This is a genomic window from Bacteroides salyersiae WAL 10018 = DSM 18765 = JCM 12988 (genome assembly GCF_000381365.1).
Lineage (GTDB): Bacteria > Bacteroidota > Bacteroidia > Bacteroidales > Bacteroidaceae > Bacteroides > Bacteroides salyersiae.
Map to the genome: position 1 here is coordinate 2,922,648 of NZ_KB905466.1, position 17,518 is coordinate 2,940,165.

The window sequence follows — 17,518 nt, forward strand, 5'->3', positions numbered from 1 at the left end:
ACAAATTAATTGGAAAGAAAATGGCTGAATCTGTTGTGATTCAGCCATCTGTCTATAAATATAAGAATTGTATTCTGCTTATTTCTTTTCCGGTTTCGGAAGTAATACTTTTCTTGATAGTTTGAATTTTCCTGTCTTAGGATCGATATCCATCAATTTTACGTCGATTTCGTCTCCCTCTTTGATACCGGCTTCTTCTACTGTTTCCAGACGTTTCCAGTCGATTTCAGAGATATGCAACAGACCATCTTTGCCCGGCAGGAATTCAACGAATGCACCGTAAGGCATGATCGAACGTACTTTACCTTTATATACTTCTCCGACCTCCGGTACGGCAACAATACCTTTGATCATACGCATTGCGTCGTCAATAGATTTTTTGTTAGTGCCTGCAATCTCGATATGGCCTACACCGTCTACCTCTTCGATGGTGATAGTAGCACCGGTATCCTCTTGCATTCCCTGAATAATCTTTCCGCCCGGGCCGATGATGGCTCCGATGAATTCTTTCGGAATAGTCATGGTCTCGATACGTGGAGCATGGTCTTTCAGTTCGGTACGTGGTTCTTCAATGGTTTCATGTATCTTGCCGAGGATGTGCATACGGCCTTCTTTTGCTTGTTCCAATGCGCGTTCGAGAATGTCGAATGACAAACCGTCTACTTTGATATCCATTTGGGTAGCAGTGATACCGTCTTTGGTTCCGGTAACTTTGAAGTCCATATCTCCCAAGTGGTCCTCGTCACCTAAGATATCCGAAAGTACTGCGTATTTGTCTTCACCGGCATTCTTGATCAATCCCATGGCAATACCGGATACCGGTTTTTTGATCTTCACACCGGCATCCATCAATGCCAGTGTTCCGGCGCATACGGTAGCCATAGAAGAAGAACCGTTTGATTCGAGAATATCGGAAACTACACGAACTACGTACGGATAGTTTTCAGGGATCATTCCTTTCAGGGCACGCCATGCCAAATGTCCGTGGCCTATTTCACGACGTCCTACACCACGCTGTGCTTTTGCTTCACCTGTTGAGAACGGAGGGAAATTATAGTGCAATAGGAAACGTTCTTTTCCGTGAACCAATACATCGTCTATGATTTTTTCATCCAGTTTGGTGCCTAATGTCACAGAAGTCAGTGATTGAGTTTCACCACGGGTGAAGATAGCAGAACCGTGAGGTCCCGGCAGATAATCGACTTCACACCAGATAGGACGAATTTCGTTTGTTTTACGTCCGTCAAGGCGTTTGCCTTCGTCGAGAATACAACGACGCATCGCCTCTTTTTCTACATCATGGTAATAACGATCGATCAAAGCTCCTTTTTCTGCCAGTTCTTCTTCTGTGAATTGTGATTTGAATTCGTCGCGGATCGCATCGAAAGCATCTTGACGTTCGTGCTTGTTTCTGTTTCCGGAAGCAGCGATGGCATATGATTTCTCATAGCAAGCTTCGCGAACGGCTTTACGAAGATCTTCGTCATTGACTTCGTGATTGTATTCGCGTTTCACCGTTTTACCAACCTCTTGAGCCAATTCCATCTGAGCTTTACAGTGGCCTTTGATTGCTTCGTGGGCAACTTTCATTGCTTCCAGTAATTCTACTTCTGATACTTCGTGCATTTCACCTTCTACCATCATGATATTTTCATAGGTAGCGGCAACCATGATATCCATATCGGCCTTTTCGAGTTGATCGAAAGTAGGATTGATCACATAATTACCGTCAATACGTGCTACACGTACTTCTGAGATAGGTCCGTTGAATGGAATATCTGAAACAGCGAGTGCGGCCGAAGCGGCAAGCCCTGCCAATGCATCAGGCATGTCGACACCATCGGCAGAGAACAGGATAATATTTACGTAAACTTCTGCGTGATAATTATCGGGGAATAAAGGGCGGAGAGCACGGTCTACCAAACGGCAGGTAAGGATTTCGTAATCAGAAGCTCTTCCTTCTCTTTTGGTAAAGCCACCGGGAAAACGGCCGAATGCTGAAAATTTCTCTTTGTACTCTACCTGAAGCGGCATAAAATCTGTTCCGGGAACTGCATCTTTAGCGGCACAAACAGTAGCAAGCAACATGGTGTTTCCCATGCGAAGCATTACAGAACCGTCTGCCTGTTTTGCCAACTTTCCCGTCTCGAGCGTGATGGTTCTGCCATCTCCTAACTCGATTGTCTTAACAATTGGGTTAATCATAAAAATTGTTTTATCTATATTTTCTTTCAAAATTCCTGCAAAGATATACATTTATCATTCTAATATAGTGGAAATGAGATAAAAAGTTATTGCTTATTTGAATTTTTTATCCAAAAAAGGTGAAGAACGAGGCAAAATGCTTTGACAAGTCTTGAAAAGAAGTATATTTGCAGTTCAAAAAATAACACGCATGGATATGAAAAAAATAACTTTTGTAGCACTTGCTGCCTTAGCTTTGAGCTCTTGTAATTCCGGTTCTCAATTTAAGGTAAACGGAGAAGTCTCGGATGCTAATGGGAAAATGCTTTATTTGGAATCATCGGCCTTGGAGGGAATTATCCCTTTGGATTCGGTAAGAATAAAAGGCAATGGTTCGTTTAATTTTACACAACCCCGTCCCGAGTCTCCGGAGTTTTATCGGTTGCGTGTGGAAGATAAGGTTATTAATTTTTCTGTTGATTCTACTGAAACTGTCACAATCAAAGCGCCTTATGTTGATTTTGCAACGGCCTATACGGTAGAAGGGTCTGAAAGCAGTCGGAAAATTAAAGAACTTAGTTTGAAGCAGGCACGCTTGCAGAGTGATGTAAATGCTTTGTTGATGGCCGTCCGTACCGACAAAATGGGGCACGATGTTTTTGAAGACAGTCTGGCGATACTGATTAAAAATTATAAGGACGATGTGAAGGTTAACTATATTTTTGCAGCACCTAATACGGCGGCAGCTTATTTTGCTTTGTTTCAGAAATTGAATGATTATCTGATTTTCGATCCTTTAAACAGTAAGGACGATGTGAAGTGTTTTGCTGCTGTAGCTACCAGCCTGAACAATTCTTATCCTCATGCAGTCCGCTCTAAGAATCTGTATAATATCGTTATAAAAGGGATGAAGAATACCCGGGCTCCCCGGCAAAAAACAATCGATATACCGGAAGATAAAATAGCTGAGACAGGAATCATTGATATCAGCCTTCGTGATATAAAAGGGAATGTCCGTAAGCTGACGGAACTGAAAGGTAAGGTCGTGTTGTTGGATTTCTCTGTCTATCAAACGCCTGCGGGGGCGCCTCATAATCTGATGTTGCGTGAGCTTTATAATAAGTATGCAGGGCAGGGATTGGAAATCTATCAGGTGTCTTTGGATGCTGATGAGCATTTTTGGAAAACATCGGCAGATAATTTGCCATGGATTTGTGTGCGAGACGGTAATGGCGTGTATTCTACCAACGCGGCGGTATATAATGTTCGCGAGGTTCCTGCTTATTTCCTTATCAACCGGAATAATGAGCTAAGTGCACGTGGTGAAGATGTGAAAGATTTGGAGAACGCGATCAAATCACTGCTTTAAGTTGTTATAAATAAGAAGATTTCCTTTAAAGTATGTTACATAGCATTGTTTTTTGCTTGACGCATATCATTTAAAAGCTTATCTTTGCAGAGGAATAATGAGAAGAGGGTTCCAGCATGATTCATGTTGGAATTCTTTTTTGTTTTATATGACCGTTTAAAATAAAGGAGGAAAAAATCATGGCTTATATGTCAGAAGATGGTTACAAAAAATTGATGGCAGAACTGAAAGAGCTGGAAACAGTAGAGCGCCCGAAGATTTCTGCTGCTATAGCCGAAGCGCGCGATAAGGGTGACTTGTCGGAAAATGCGGAATACGATGCGGCTAAAGAGGCTCAGGGCATGCTTGAGATGAGAATCAATAAGCTGAAAACAGTGATTGCTGATGCGAAGATTATTGATGAATCAAAGTTAAAGACAGATTCAGTACAGATTCTTAATAGAGTGGAGCTGAAGAATATGAAGAATGGTATGAAGATGACTTATACCATCGTTTCCGAAAGTGAGGCAAATCTGAAAGAAGGAAAGATTTCCGTAAATACACCGATTGCACAGGGTTTACTTGGTAAGAAAGTAGGTGATATAGCTGAAATCCAGGTGCCACAAGGTAAGATTAATCTGGAAGTAGTAAATATTTCGATTTAACACAAAGGCAAGTCTCTGCAAAAGGGCTTGCCTTATTTTATATATCATATTTAGATTATGGCAACAATATTCAGTAGAATTATCGCAGGTGAGATTCCCTGCTATAAGGTGGCGGAAGACGAACGCTTTTTTGCTTTCCTTGATATCAATCCGCTGGTGAAAGGACATACCCTGGTGATTCCTAAGCAAGAGATTGATTATATTTTCGATTTGAGTGATGATGATCTGGCTGCTATGCATGTCTTTGCCAAATCTGTAGCTCGAGCTATTGAAAAAGCTGTTCCTTGCAAACGCGTGGGGGTAGCGGTTATGGGAATGGAAGTTCCTCATGCTCACATTCATCTTATTCCTATCAATAAGGAGTCGGATATGATTATTTCTAATCCAAAACTAAAATTATCTGGTGATGAGTTTAAGGAGATAGCCGAACGAATTCATCAAGCTTGGAATAATAAATGATATTTTCTTCTTTTTAATGAATAGAAAGGCGTACTGTCCGGTTGGATCGTACGCCTTATTGCTTTTCTATGATTTGATCTTTTTTATAATTTTATCCATGTGCCTTTCCGCCATAAGAATTCCAATGGCCCTTGTTTATGCAGTGTCAGCCAATAACGGCTGAATATCAGTTGGATTGTGAATATAAGGAGTCCGATGAACAAAGTTGCCGTTGCTCCGGTGGACGAGTAAAGTCCTAAACCGAAGCCGTAATAGATGCAGACGCCCATAATTGATTGGGATATATAATTTGTCAGACTCATTCGTCCGTATGGGATAATAATTTGTTGCCACTTATATCCGTTCTCTCTTTTGAACCATAGCAGCGTAAAGGCCGATACCAGAATGGTCATAAAGGAAAAATTGGCTAATGATGAGAGGACGACGTTGTAAGGTGTCAGTATGGAAGGATTACTGATATGTTCCGGTATGAATGTGCGCAGGATATACAGTGGAATGAAAGCAATGACGGATAGTCTTAATATGCGTTTCCATATTCTGATGGAGGCATTGCTCTTGACGAAATACTTCATACGTCCCAGTAACATACCGAACATGAACAATGCGGCAGTTTGGAATAGGCGTCCGTTTTCTACCTGCCAGATGTTGCTGTATAATTGCCCGTTCCATATATTATTGTTCAGCACTTCTAAGAATGTACCGTGACTTGTAACTTCCGTAGCAAGCAGGGCGTAAGGCATGAATTTATTTCCATTGATCACATAATCGGGATTACACATCGCGTAGAACATTCGTCCCCATTCAAAAGGTTGTAATAGCAGGATTAATGCGATCCAGAATACGGTTTTGTTTTTCAATTTGCAAACGGGAATCAGGGTAAAACCTACAATTGAATATAAAACCAGAATGTCGCCATTGTAGAATAATGCATGAAGCTGGGCAAATAAGAATAATAGAACCATTCGCCAGGCGAAACGTCCCCGGAAATCTATTCCCCTTTTTTCTGCATTGTGATATTGAATGTAAAAACTGAATCCGAATAACAGTGAGAAAGTGGCATAAGCTTTCCCGGCGAATAAGAAAAACAGTGTATCCCACACTCCCTTGTCTATAATTTGTAACCATTCGGGCTGAGAATTGGGGATAAAGTAAATGTTGTAATGTTCCAAATTGTGTAATAATACAATTGCCAGTAAGGCAAAACCACGGAGTGCATCCACTACACCGAGTCGGGAAGATGTCTGAAGAGGTTTGTTCATTTTCTAATAGGTTGTTCTTTTATTGGGGGATAAACAAAATGGTCATAGATTTAGTGGCAAATATAAAGAAATAGTTGTTATAAAACCGATATCTTTAGAAAAATGTGGATGAATAATTGTAATGATATAAAAAAGACCGGAAAATACATTTTCCCGGTCTTATATTGATTTTATTTTCTGTCTTTTAGATATAGTCGTCTCCCAATTTAATTTGGGCGTCATTTACGTATTTGCGTATAGCGTGTTCTTCGTCTTTCTTACAAATGAGCAATACGTTGTCTGATTCTGCAACCAGAAATCCTTCAAGGCCTTCGATAACAGCTAACTTTCCTTGAGGGAGTACGACTATGTTGTCTTTGCTGTTGTATATCAGTGAATCGCATTTCAAAGTGACATTGTCGTTCTCGTCTTTGGGTGAAAGGTCATAAAGAGAACCCCAGGTTCCCAAATCCGACCATCCGAAGTCTCCGAGAGAAACGTATACGTTTTCTGCCTTTTCCATTATACCGAAATCGATAGATACATTGGGGCAGGCGGGGAAATTTTCTTTAATAAACGCTTTTTCTTCTGGTGTTCCGTAAAGGTCTTTTCCGGCTATCAACTTGGAAGCAAGTTCCGGAAGTAATGTTTCACCGGCTTTAATAATGGTGTTAACGTTCCACATGAATAATCCGGAATTCCAATAAAACTCACCACTTTCTACAAAGACTTTTGCAAGTTCAAGTTCCGGCTTTTCCGTGAAAGTTTTCACTTTGTAGAAATTATCGCCATCCTGTTCGGCTATCTGGATATATCCATAGCCTGTTTCCGGGCGATTGGGTTTAATGCCTAATGTGAGTAGTTTGTCTGAATGTGAAACAAAATCAAGTCCCTTTTCAATTGCTTCCAAAAACTCCCCCTCTTTTAATATTAAATGATCCGAAGGCGCTACTACGATATTGGCATTTGGATTTAGTGCACGGATATGGTATGCTGCCCAGGCGATGCAAGGAGCAGTATTTCTTCTTGCCGGTTCCAACAGGATTTGGTCCGGATTCAGTTCCGGAAGTTGCTCTTGTACAAGATCCGAATACATTGCGTTGGTTACAATGAATATATTTTCAGTAGGGATCACTTTACTAAAGCGGTCGAAGGTTTGTTGCAACAAAGAACGCCCCGTGCCAAAGAAATCCAAGAATTGTTTTGGAAGTGTTTTGCGGCTGAATGGCCAAAAGCGGCTGCCAATGCCGCCTCCCATGATTACACAATAATTATCTTTACTTGTCATGTCGTAGACTGTTTTAAAAGTTTCTGCTAATGTACAATATATTCCTTTAACAGGGAAGCATTTGGAGAATGTTTTATATCTTTTCTCTCTTTTTTTTATTAAAACGCTTGCAGGTTTAGAAAAAAGCTGTATCTTTGCACCGCATTTGAAACTAATTGCCCAGATGGCGGAATCGGTAGACGCGCTGGTCTCAAACACCAGTGGATTCACTTCCATCCCGGTTCGACCCCGGGTCTGGGTACGAAAAACCCCTGATAATCACTTGATTATCAGGGGTTTTTGTTTTTATAGGGCGTACTAAATGTGTACTGAATGACGAATACAAAGAAAAGGTGTACTTTTATAATTTTTCTCCCTGTATCTTTATAATTTCTTAACTCTTATCCTGTCTTTTCTTCCTTATTATTGCCGATGTTTTCGGGAAAAGTGAGATTCTTACCTTATATTTGTAGTAAGAACGTTTAAAGGCACACGATTATGGAAAATCATATAGAAACCAATTTCAGAGAAATACAGAAGATATTAGATAGTTGTATAGCTCATGACTATAAAACTAAAGTAGATGCACTCTTTTTAAAACGTGAGTATTTGACGCAAGCCCAGCTAAAGGACTATTTGCGCCAAGAAATTTTTCGTGTGACTGAAAATATTGTAGCCATCCAACAAAAATACCGTGTCGTGCGTAACATTGTATTGGATATGGATATTCCCGATTTTTTGTGGGAAAGCGGTTATTTTGAGGACTTGAATTCTGATGAAAGAAAAAAGTATATCGGTTTCCGCTGCTCTGATTTTGATATGGACGCATATTTGCACGAACCGTCCTGCTATGATGGGCGGCTTCCTTATTTGTCCATCATCGTTAACCTTGTCGTTCTTTCCAAGTATTTGCGCCATCTGCAAGAACAGGAAAGTAATTACTATACAGATGTAGTTACCATCCAAGAGCAATCCTTACCAAAAGAGAAAGAGGAAAGTGTAGTTACTAATCCAACCAAGATTGTGGGCAAAAGCAATCCTTTCAAGTCCACGTTGAAAGCCAATGAAATCAAACTTCTGACTGAATGTGTGAACGAAGCGAATATGTTTACTACTACCGTCAGTGCCAAAATACTTACCGATTTTTTCAACTGCAAACTGAATGGGGTATTGAAAGTTAATAATACCCGTCTGTTAGCCTATCTTATGATGCAATTGAGTTGCTATAATTATATTGTTTATGAATGGCAGTCTGTCATAGCAAACAACAAACTGATATTGAAGAAGATAAAAGGAGAACCGCTTACACGTACTGACCTGTCGAGTGCGACAGACCAAGCAAAAAATATCTATCCGAAAGGATATGAAATCATAGACAAATACATCAAACAACTGAAAAAAGGTTGAGCATAGATTGAACGCTCAAACAAAGGTCAATTAGACTTCATTTTCAAGCTCTTAACTTTGCCCTCGTTAACAAAAAAACGAGGGTGCGCACCTTCATATTGTTTCACCTAAATTCCTAAACAATATGGAAAGAGATTTAGAGTTAAGAGTTTCCGAACTCGAAAAGATGTTGTTCCTTTCAAAGAACGTGCTTAGCTTCGATGAAGCGAGCAAGTTCTTGAACCTTTCTAAAAGTTATTTGTACAAGTTGACTTCGGGTAACTTGATACCCCATTACAAGCCGCAGGGCAAAATGCTTTATTTTGAGAAAGCGGAGTTGGAAGCATGGTTACGTCAGAATCCGGTCAAGACGCAGGCGCAGATAGAGCAGGAAGCGCAGAAGTATATCCTTAACCGTCCTCTAAAGAAATAACGGCTATGGAAAATAGAAAAGCGACAGAAGCCGGGCAGGACATCACCATGCAGAAAGAGGATTTCGCAGCCCTTTGGAAAACCATTCATCTAAAGGTGACGGACACTTACGAAGTGCCACCCGAAATACTCTGGGTGAACGGCTCTACCATTGGCACGTTGGGTAATTTCAGTGCATCCACGGGTAAAGCCAAGAGCAAAAAGACATTCAACATTTCCGCTATCGTTGCGGCAGCGTTGAAGAATGACGAGGTATTGAAGTATTCGGCATACCTGCCACCGAACAAACGGAAAATCCTCTATGTAGATACCGAGCAGAGCAAATACCATTGCCACAAGGTCATGGAGCGTATTTTGCGGCTTGCCGGACTGCCTACCGACAAGGACAGGGACGATTTTGTTTTCATCGTGCTAAGGGAGCAGACACCCGATAAGCGGAAACAGATTATCGGTTATATGCTTGAAAATATGCCCGATGTGGGGTTGCTCATCATTGACGGAATCCGTGACTTGATGTATGACATCAACAGCCCCAGCGAATCGACTGACCTAATCAACCTCTTGATGCGCTGGTCAAGCGGATATAACCTGCATATCCATACCGTACTGCATTTGAACAAGGGGGATGACAACACAAGGGGGCATATCGGTACGGAACTGAACAATAAGGCTGAAACCGTCCTGCAAATTACCAAAAGTACGCAGGACGGCAACATAAGCGAGGTAAAGGCGATGCACATACGTGACCGGGAGTTTGACCCGTTCGCATTCCGTATCAACGACAGCGCATTGCCCGAAGCCGTGGACGGTTATGTATTCAAGCAGCCCAGCCAAGACAGGGGCTTTCCACTGGCAGAACTGACGGAGCAACAGCACAGGACAGCTTTGGAAAACGGTTTTGGCAAACAGGTCATATATGGTTACGAGAATGTCCTAAAGACCTTGAAACAGGGTTATGCAAGTATCGGCTACAAGCGTGGACGCAATATCCATGTGGATTTGAACAAGTTCCTTGTGAACAAGCGCATGATTGTGAAAGAGGGCAAGGGCTACCGCTATAATCCCGATTTCCATTATTAAAAGTCAGTTTGGTTTAGTCCGGGTGTATATATAAGAGGAACGGACTTACTATTTCCCTGTATCGGAACAGGCAGGTTTAGTATGGTACGGGTATATATATAACGGACTAAACAGGACTGGCGCACTTTTCAACTATTTTTTAATCCCCAAAAAAGAAAATGTTATGAACATCGAAGATGTGAAACAAATACCCATCGTAGACTATCTGCATAGTTTAGGTTACTCTCCTGTCAAGCAGCAGGGTAACGGCTTATGGTACAAATCACCGTTAAGGGAGGAACACGAACCGTCTTTCAAGGTGAACACTGACCGCAACCTTTGGTATGACTTTGGCGCAGGCAAGGGCGGCAACATCATCGCACTGGCAAAGGAACTCTATTGCTCCGACAGCCTGCCATACCTGTTAAACCGGATAGCGGAACAGACACCGCACGTCCGCCCGGTCAGTTTTTCTTTTCCCCAGCGTAGGACAGAACCGAGTTTCCAACATTTGGAAGTCCGTGACTTGACCCATCCGGCATTGCTCCGTTACTTGCAGGGACGGGGTATCAATATCGAACTGGCAAAAAGAGAATGTAAGGAACTCCATTTTACCAATAACGGCAGACCGTTCTTTGCTATCGGTTTCCCGAACATAGCAGGAGGTTACGAGGTTCGCAATTCCTTTTTCAAAGGCTGCATCGCCCCGAAAGACATCACCCATATACGGCAGCAGGGAGAGTCGAGAGAGAAGTGTTTGGTATTCGAGGGTTTTATGGACTATCTTTCTTTCCTCACGCTCCGGATGAAGAACTGCCCGACCATGCCCGACCTTGACAGGCAGGATTATGTCATACTCAACTCTACTGTCAATGTGCCGAAAGCTATTGACGTGCTGTACCCGTATGAACGCATCCACTGTATGCTTGACAATGACAAGGCAGGATATGAAGCGACACGGGCTATCGAATTGGAATACTCCTACCGTGTGCGTGACTTCTCGGGCAATTACAGGGGGTATTCGGACTTAAACGATTACCTGTGCGGCAGGAAGCAGGAACAGAAGAACAGCACCAGCCAAGCGCAGGAGATAAAGCAGGAAACCGGACAACGTGCCGCCCCAAGACAGAAAAGGGGCAGGGGCATTTAGTCCGGCAGGATTACCAGCGACAGGCGGTTTAATTTGGAGAGCAAGGTTATGTTTCGGTAAACCGAAACTACCTTGCTTTGCTTGACAGCAAAGAAAATTTCTCCCGTTGGTCGCAATTTTTAAGATACTATTTAAATGTAAAAACCTATGACGAATATAAAGGATAAGCCGGGGGGACGTCCGGCAAAGAAACGGATAGAGAAGCAGCAACGGGTAGTCAGCACGAAGCTGACCGAGTTGCAGTATTATGCCATCAGGAAGCGAGCCGGGGAAGCCGGGTTGCGTGTCAGTGAGTATGTCCGGCAGGCGGTTGTTTCGGCAGAGGTCATACCCCGGCTGAATAGGCAGGATGCGGACACCATCCGCAAGCTGGCAGGGGAAGCCAACAACATCAACCAGCTGGCGCACCGAGCGAATGCCGGAGGTTTCGCACTGGTGGCGGTGGAACTGGTGAAACTCAAAAACAGGATTGTCGAAATTATAAATCAGTTGTCGGATGATTGGAAAAATAAAAAAGGGAAGCGGGTTTAAGGGCTGTGTGAACTATGTGCTTGGTAAGGAGCAGGCGGTTTTGCTTCATGCGGACGGGGTTCTGACTGAAAGCCGGGGCGATATAATCCGCAGCTTCTGTATGCAGACCGGGATGAATCCCGATTTGAAGAAGCCTGTCGGACATATTGCGTTAAGTTATTCGGCAGTGGATGCACCCAAATTGACAGACGAGAAGATGGTACAGCTTGCGCAGGAGTATATGCGTGAAATGAAAATCACCGATACGCAGTATATCATCGTGCGCCATCAAGACCGGGAACACCCACATGTGCATATCGTGTTCAACCGCATAGACAACAACGGCAAGACCATTTCGGACAGGAACGATATGTACCGTAACGAGCAGGTATGCAAGAAGCTGAAAACCAAACACGGGCTTTATTTTGCTGGTGGAAAAGAACAGGTAAAGCAGCACCGCTTGAAAGAGCCGGACAAGTCGAAATACGAGATTTACACGGCTGTAAAGAACGAAATCGGGAAGTCCAAGAACTGGCGGCAGTTACAGGAGCGGTTAGCGGAAAAGGGTATTACTGTCCGGTTCAAGTACAAAGGGCAGACAAGCGAGATACAAGGTGTTTCCTTTTCCAAAGGCGAATACACGTTCAAGGGTTCGGAGATAGACCGCAATTTTAGTTTCTCCAAACTGGATAAATGTTTCGGGGATGCAGGACTGAATACGGTCGGAAATCAACGGCAGACAGCTTTTACACCCGTTCGGGAGCCATTGCCGACACAGGGAAAGACTGACAGTCCGTTGATAACTGGCTCACTCGGTCTGTTCACCGCTTCATCGCCCCCTGCGGATGAAGAACCCAACTTGAATTTAAGAAAGAAGAAGAAAAAGAAAAAACAACTTAATTTGTAAACACATGGAGAAAAATTTGATTTTAGAGGGGCTTCTCTCAATGGTTACAGAACTGAAAGAGAAGCAGGAAGCACAGGTAACGCCAGCCAGTCGGGAGGAAACTCTTGAAAGGCTGAACGCAATCGAACAGGTATTGTCGGAATTGCACAGCAACCCGGCTATTCCCGAAAAAGATTTGCAGGCTATTCAAAGCCAGCTTGACGAGATACGGAACGGGATGCAAAGTCAGCAGAAACATATCGAAGACACCAAGAAAATAGTATTGGAAACCTACCGTTGTTTCAAGGTAATGCTTGATACTTTGGGCTCTTGCAAGACGGATAAAGAGGAAGCTGCGCCCTTACCGCTCTATCAACGGATTTACAACAAGGTCGCTTCTTGGATTCGTCCGGGATTGTTCCTTTTTTCGGCAGTGCTGGTTATCTGTTCCGTTTCCATATTCTTGAATATCCGTTTGGCTGAACGTATGCAGCAGTTACAGGACAACGATATGAAATACCGCTATTTGCTGATGCAAGGACAGGCAGACGGGGAAACTTTTGATATACTGGAAAACAAGTTCAAGTGGCAACGGGATAACGGCTTTATCCGAAGTCTGACCGATTCAGTGATGGATTTTGAATACCGCATCCAAAAGCAGGCGGAAGCACTGGAACGTGCAAGGCTGTTGAACGAGCAAGCCGAACAGCTAAAGAAAGAAGCTGATAAGCTGGGTAAGCCATAAACGGGGAAAGCCGGGATGGATGAAGCACATTCACCGTTCCGGCTTTTCAGATTCACTTCTTTTTCTTCGTACAGTGTTCTTTCTCGAACTGGCGTAGCGTGGTGACGCTGAACCTTTCCTTGATGAACTCCCGGACATCGGAAGCCTTGTAATACACTTTTCCGCTGATAGTGAAGTATGGCAACGCACCGATAGCCCGGTAGCGTTGCAGGGTTTTGATGCTTACTTTGAACAGCAGGCACAAGTCTTGATTATCCAATAGGTTATCATCTTCGGGCAGTACCCTGTCTGCATTGCGTAGTACCCGTACATCTTTGCAGAGTTCTTCCAGTTTGGCATACAGCTTCTGCATCCATCCACCAAATTCGTCATTGTCTATATACATAATTGCTTCATGTTTCAGATTATACATTCTTGTTTGTCAATCGATTGATGAAGCAAAGTTCTAAAAACGGATACAAAGAAATTACAGGAGAACTAATGGAGTCCCCTATAAATAAATCATAAGTTGCTGATTATCTATATCCTTTCTTATCATGTTCATTTTTGATTAGGTTTGCCAGTCCATTAAGAAATTCGGTGAGTTTGCCCGGCTTCCGTTTTATCACGTCCTCATGTTTTTGGTGGCAGTCGCTTATCTTAATGTTAAACAACCATTCAAAACCTTTGGATAAGTCCACTAAATAGGCAGGTTTACCGTTCTGATAAACGATGTCTTTGGAGAGGAATAAGCCGCTTACCACTTCCATGATATTGATAAGGGTTGTTTTGTCGGCGAGGTAGAGAGGGGAAAGGGGCTGTTTATTGATGCGTTGCTGTAGTTGTTCCGGGTATTTGATGCGCCATTCAATAAGGCGTATTTCAGTGTTCAAAAGTCCTATCGCTTCATCAATTAAATGCAAATAGGGCATTTTTTTCTTGCTCAAACCGTACACGATACGATTTAAGACGGTGTAAACCAAAGGAAAAATAGCGAAGTAAAATACTGTAATCCTGTTCGTTGATACCAAAATCGGCTACATGCGTAGCCAATTCCTCAATAGCTTCTGTAAACTCCGATGCAGAAACTTTACGTTGTGAATATTCCGACAATAAGCGGAAAAATCGCTGTTCTAAAATTAGATTCATGTATGTATTCATATAAAAAATAAGCCTTAGCGAGACTTAGGAAAAGGCTTATTTCAATTCATAATATTGTAATCCGCAAGTTGTTGTTTTGGGGGAATTTAGAAAAATAGTTTATAGCAAAGTAATCCCAATAAAAATAGCACTAAAAGGCATATTGTAAGAAATATATATATCCTAAACATATATATTTGGTCTGATTGCTCCTTTTCTATGGTTTTTTTACGGATTTCTTCTATCTTTTCAATGGAAACATTGGATAAATCAGCATTTTTACCTTTGCCTACAAGATATTTGTGATGTTCTTTCATCCTGTCTCTATTCAACTTGCGAAGCTCACGGTTCTCTTTGTCCCGTTGTAGCATATCATTTATGCAACCTAATGTTCCCATTTTCCAGTTAACATTTAATTTCCAAACCTTGATATATCAATTTCTTTTTGTAGTTCCCTAAAGATACGTTCCAAATCATATCCATGCGGATTGGAAATTTGGAAACATCCGCTTTCTATGGGGCTATTAACCTGAGGGGCAGTTATCACTGTGTCATTGAAAACGAAAGCGATGTACTTTCCTACACTCTTTGTTGTGGCTTCTCTCCATATAGGCAATTTATCTTGGAGGAAGACACCGGTAATGACCGAGTGTCCAAAAGCATCAGTTTCCAAACGTAAAGAATCGAAATCCTTAACAGTAAGGAAAGGTGTTTGTGAAAGGCTGTCTGTAATCTGTGATGTTACGTAGTACCAGCCGTTTATCCGGTGAAAGGATTTTGTCTGCATACAGGCTGTCATTAGTAGGCAGAAAAAGAGAATTGTTGAAATCTTCATATCCGCTATTTTTAGGTTAATACATCTTCTCCAACGTCCACACCATCTTATTGGGATTATAGGCTTCCATTACGAGGTGTGTTCCTGTGTATTCCAGCACTGTCCACGGACCTGCTATGTTGTCGAACGTGATGATTTTTCCATTTACTTGGTAAGTAAAATCTGTGTTCCACATATATCCGTCTTCTTCGTTCGTCCTTGTATAAATGCCTTCTGATTCGTTGGTAAACTGAAGAATGGATTGTTTTGTGTAGTCTATCTCATCTTCGATATTGTACACGGTCATTTGCGCTTGCCAAGTAGTTTGCTTCAGGGCTTCGGGGGTGAAGACAGAAGTAGGGGCATCATCGTTACTACAATTTGTCAGACATAACATGGCGCAAATAATGAATGTGGAAAGCACCATACATAAAGTAATTTTCTTTTTCATCTTATCTCTATTTTAAGTGATTGACAATAATTATATATTTCTCTTCATAGGGATACTAACAATACCTTTATTAATCTCTTTTTCACCCACTTTTTTGAAGCCTAAAGATGTATAAAAAGTTTCTGCATAGGTTGAAGAATTAACTGTTATATAAGTGAAATTACAATTGCTCATCATATAGTCAAATAGCGATTTCCCTATTCCTTGCCGATGATAGTGTGGCAAGACAAAGAAGAGGGATATATGTTGCCTTTCCTGATGTACACCGATTATTCCTATCAATAAATGATTGTCAAAAGCACCATATATGTCAAGTGTATTCATCAACGATGTGTCATACACGAAACTTTTAAAGGTTTCAATACCTTCTTGGGTGAAATCATTCCTGCCACATTCCATATATACTTGATAGGACAAATCAGCAGCATTATTATATTCTTCTTGTGTTAATTTACGTATCATATCAATGTTATTAAATCATGAATGCAAAATACGGAAGAATAAAGAAAAAAGGTCTTGACAATTGTCAAGACCCCGGTATAATGGATGTTAAAAGATTGGCTATTTCTCCAGTTTGCGGCGTATGCGGCTAATGGTTTCCGGTGTAACCCCTAAGAATGAAGCGATGTTTTTCAAAGGAACTACTTCTGTCAAGTTCCTGTATCGTATTTCAGGCGTACAATATGAATCAAGTAATCGTTCATATACCATTTCAAATAGACTCTCCGCCACATGCCTTCCGAATCGTTGAGTTTTCATATCCGTTTCCCAATATTCAATAATGTCATGACGGGATATTTCATGTACAGAGCAATCTGTTATAGCTTGAATATTCACTAATGATAAACTACCTTTCATAAAAGAAGAATAGTCACAAATAAATTCATCCGTAAAAGAGTATCCTACAATATGTTCTTCTCCTTCCTTATCTATATATGTATATTGGAATGTACCGTTTTCTACCCACCCGGCAAAACGTTCTATTTCATTCTGACGGATAAAGAAATTTTTTTTGCGGTATATACGTTGCTTCCCTTTTTCATGAAATAAATCTTTTACGAGGGAATAGTCTAAATTGTCGAGGTATGAATTAAAATCTTTCATTGTCGTAAGCTATTTATTCAGTCCACGGCGTATGCGACTGATTGTTTCCGGTGTGACTTGCAAGAAAGAGGCAATCTCCTTTAACGTAATGTACTCTTGAATATCGGGGCATCTATTCAATAAGTCAAGATACAGTTCTGCCGTGGTCTTGCAGTACATATCTATTAATCTATGATACATTAATAAGTATGATTGTTCAATAAGAGTACATTTTACTTGCATGGTTTCTACATTTGTGGCAAAGAATTCCTCTACTTTTAAATAGGGTATATAACAAATCTTTGTATCGCAAACGGCTTCAATTGTTACTAATGACGGTTGATTAGGTGCTATAAGTGTGCATAAACTTCCTGCAAATTCTCCGGAGAAAGTATATCCTACTATGTGTATATTTCCTTTTTCATCCACACGAGTATATCTCAATAAGCCGTGTTCGATATAAGCTCCTCGATGATTCACTTTGCCTTGAATAGTGAATTGTTCACCCTTTTTGAGTTCGATATAAGTGCCATGTTCCAAAATGAACTGCTTTAGCTGTTCTAATTTCGAATGGTTGGCATATTGTGAGTTAAAATCTTCCATACTATAAACTAATTGCAATTAAAATATAGAATAATCTCGTGAGTTGTTCTCTTAAAAAGCAAAAATAGATTCCTGACTTTATCAAAACATCTTCCTCCCTTTTTATAAATCCATTTTAT

General features: G+C 41.4%; 22 protein-coding genes and 1 tRNA gene. 11 read left to right on the forward strand and 12 right to left on the reverse strand.

Annotated features, from left to right (window positions below):
* Positions 1-78 precede the first annotated feature (78 nt).
* The gene (gene pnp, locus HMPREF1532_RS10630) at positions 79-2,205 is read right to left on the reverse strand and encodes a polyribonucleotide nucleotidyltransferase (protein ID WP_025819476.1); all 2,127 of its coding nucleotides are present in this window, start codon (positions 2,203-2,205) and stop codon (positions 79-81) included.
* 196 nt (positions 2,206-2,401) lie between these two features.
* Here pnp and HMPREF1532_RS10635 point away from each other — a divergent pair, with 196 nt between their 5' ends.
* The 3 genes from HMPREF1532_RS10635 (at position 2,402) to HMPREF1532_RS10645 (ending at position 4,656) form a co-directional block, all read left to right on the forward strand.
* Complete coding sequence (locus HMPREF1532_RS10635) at positions 2,402-3,553, forward strand: DUF4369 domain-containing protein (RefSeq protein WP_005928854.1); 1,152 nt, start codon at positions 2,402-2,404, stop codon at positions 3,551-3,553.
* Between the two features lie 179 nt (positions 3,554-3,732).
* Complete coding sequence (gene greA / locus HMPREF1532_RS10640; RefSeq protein ID WP_005928859.1) at positions 3,733-4,197, forward strand: transcription elongation factor GreA; 465 nt, start codon at positions 3,733-3,735, stop codon at positions 4,195-4,197.
* Positions 4,198-4,254: 57 nt separating this feature from the next.
* The gene (locus HMPREF1532_RS10645) at positions 4,255-4,656 is read left to right on the forward strand and encodes an HIT family protein (protein WP_005928862.1); all 402 of its coding nucleotides are present in this window, start codon (positions 4,255-4,257) and stop codon (positions 4,654-4,656) included.
* A gap of 83 nt (positions 4,657-4,739) precedes the next feature.
* On the opposite strand, the gene HMPREF1532_RS10650 is transcribed toward HMPREF1532_RS10645, so the two are convergent.
* A complete protein-coding gene (locus HMPREF1532_RS10650) occupies positions 4,740-5,915 on the reverse strand; it encodes a DUF418 domain-containing protein (RefSeq protein WP_005928865.1) in 1,176 nt (391 codons plus the stop codon).
* A gap of 184 nt (positions 5,916-6,099) precedes the next feature.
* Positions 6,100-7,182, reverse strand: coding sequence for a mannose-1-phosphate guanylyltransferase (locus tag HMPREF1532_RS10655; protein WP_005928868.1), 1,083 nt, complete (start codon positions 7,180-7,182; stop codon positions 6,100-6,102).
* Positions 7,183-7,339: 157 nt separating this feature from the next.
* Between HMPREF1532_RS10655 and HMPREF1532_RS10660 the strand changes: the two genes are divergently transcribed.
* From HMPREF1532_RS10660 to HMPREF1532_RS10695, 8 genes are all read left to right on the forward strand, one after another.
* A tRNA-Leu gene (locus HMPREF1532_RS10660) sits at positions 7,340-7,423 on the forward strand.
* Positions 7,424-7,659: 236 nt separating this feature from the next.
* Positions 7,660-8,568, forward strand: a complete 909-nt coding sequence (locus HMPREF1532_RS10665; RefSeq protein WP_004323660.1) for a hypothetical protein — start codon at positions 7,660-7,662, stop codon at positions 8,566-8,568.
* A 124-nt stretch (positions 8,569-8,692) separates the two neighbouring features.
* Positions 8,693-8,980 (forward strand): helix-turn-helix domain-containing protein, encoded by a 288-nt coding sequence (locus tag HMPREF1532_RS10670; RefSeq protein ID WP_004310673.1) that lies wholly within the window; start codon positions 8,693-8,695, stop codon positions 8,978-8,980.
* 5 nt (positions 8,981-8,985) lie between these two features.
* Complete coding sequence (locus HMPREF1532_RS10675) at positions 8,986-10,059, forward strand: AAA family ATPase (RefSeq protein WP_004323659.1); 1,074 nt, start codon at positions 8,986-8,988, stop codon at positions 10,057-10,059.
* A 163-nt stretch (positions 10,060-10,222) separates the two neighbouring features.
* On the forward strand, positions 10,223-11,188 hold the full coding sequence (locus HMPREF1532_RS10680) for a toprim domain-containing protein (protein WP_004323658.1): 966 nt from the start codon (positions 10,223-10,225) through the stop codon (positions 11,186-11,188).
* Between the two features lie 147 nt (positions 11,189-11,335).
* On the forward strand, positions 11,336-11,719 hold the full coding sequence (locus HMPREF1532_RS10685) for a MobC family plasmid mobilization relaxosome protein (protein ID WP_004310825.1): 384 nt from the start codon (positions 11,336-11,338) through the stop codon (positions 11,717-11,719).
* Positions 11,685-12,605, forward strand: coding sequence for a relaxase/mobilization nuclease domain-containing protein (locus HMPREF1532_RS10690; protein ID WP_004323657.1), 921 nt, complete (start codon positions 11,685-11,687; stop codon positions 12,603-12,605). The genes HMPREF1532_RS10685 and HMPREF1532_RS10690 overlap by 35 nt, the downstream gene beginning before the upstream one ends.
* A 4-nt stretch (positions 12,606-12,609) precedes the next feature.
* Complete coding sequence (locus HMPREF1532_RS10695) at positions 12,610-13,329, forward strand: hypothetical protein (protein WP_004323656.1); 720 nt, start codon at positions 12,610-12,612, stop codon at positions 13,327-13,329.
* A 52-nt stretch (positions 13,330-13,381) separates the two neighbouring features.
* Here the strand turns inward: HMPREF1532_RS10695 and HMPREF1532_RS10700 are convergent, their stop codons facing one another.
* The 9 genes from HMPREF1532_RS10700 to HMPREF1532_RS10740 all read right to left on the reverse strand — a co-directional run bounded on the left by HMPREF1532_RS10700 (position 13,382) and on the right by HMPREF1532_RS10740 (position 17,399).
* Positions 13,382-13,714, reverse strand: a complete 333-nt coding sequence (locus HMPREF1532_RS10700; RefSeq protein WP_004323655.1) for a helix-turn-helix domain-containing protein — start codon at positions 13,712-13,714, stop codon at positions 13,382-13,384.
* A gap of 130 nt (positions 13,715-13,844) precedes the next feature.
* Positions 13,845-14,264: a hypothetical protein gene (locus HMPREF1532_RS10705; RefSeq protein WP_004323654.1), complete on the reverse strand. Its 420-nt coding sequence runs from the start codon at positions 14,262-14,264 to the stop codon at positions 13,845-13,847.
* Positions 14,218-14,457 carry a hypothetical protein gene (locus HMPREF1532_RS10710; protein ID WP_080720260.1) on the reverse strand — a complete coding sequence of 80 codons (240 nt, stop codon included), beginning with the start codon at positions 14,455-14,457 and terminating at the stop codon, positions 14,218-14,220. The genes HMPREF1532_RS10705 and HMPREF1532_RS10710 overlap by 47 nt, the downstream gene beginning before the upstream one ends.
* Positions 14,458-14,555: 98 nt before the next feature.
* The gene (locus HMPREF1532_RS21785) at positions 14,556-14,846 is read right to left on the reverse strand and encodes a hypothetical protein (protein ID WP_004323652.1); all 291 of its coding nucleotides are present in this window, start codon (positions 14,844-14,846) and stop codon (positions 14,556-14,558) included.
* A 14-nt stretch (positions 14,847-14,860) separates the two neighbouring features.
* The gene (locus HMPREF1532_RS10720; RefSeq protein WP_004323651.1) at positions 14,861-15,283 is read right to left on the reverse strand and encodes a SecDF P1 head subdomain-containing protein; all 423 of its coding nucleotides are present in this window, start codon (positions 15,281-15,283) and stop codon (positions 14,861-14,863) included.
* Positions 15,284-15,299: 16 nt separating this feature from the next.
* Positions 15,300-15,713 (reverse strand): hypothetical protein, encoded by a 414-nt coding sequence (locus HMPREF1532_RS10725; RefSeq protein WP_004294812.1) that lies wholly within the window; start codon positions 15,711-15,713, stop codon positions 15,300-15,302.
* A 30-nt stretch (positions 15,714-15,743) separates the two neighbouring features.
* Complete coding sequence (locus HMPREF1532_RS10730) at positions 15,744-16,175, reverse strand: GNAT family N-acetyltransferase (protein ID WP_004323650.1); 432 nt, start codon at positions 16,173-16,175, stop codon at positions 15,744-15,746.
* Between the two features lie 99 nt (positions 16,176-16,274).
* Positions 16,275-16,817 (reverse strand): Crp/Fnr family transcriptional regulator, encoded by a 543-nt coding sequence (locus tag HMPREF1532_RS10735; protein WP_004323649.1) that lies wholly within the window; start codon positions 16,815-16,817, stop codon positions 16,275-16,277.
* A gap of 9 nt (positions 16,818-16,826) precedes the next feature.
* Positions 16,827-17,399, reverse strand: a complete 573-nt coding sequence (locus HMPREF1532_RS10740) for a Crp/Fnr family transcriptional regulator (RefSeq protein ID WP_004323648.1) — start codon at positions 17,397-17,399, stop codon at positions 16,827-16,829.
* Between the last annotated feature and the right edge of the window lie 119 nt (positions 17,400-17,518).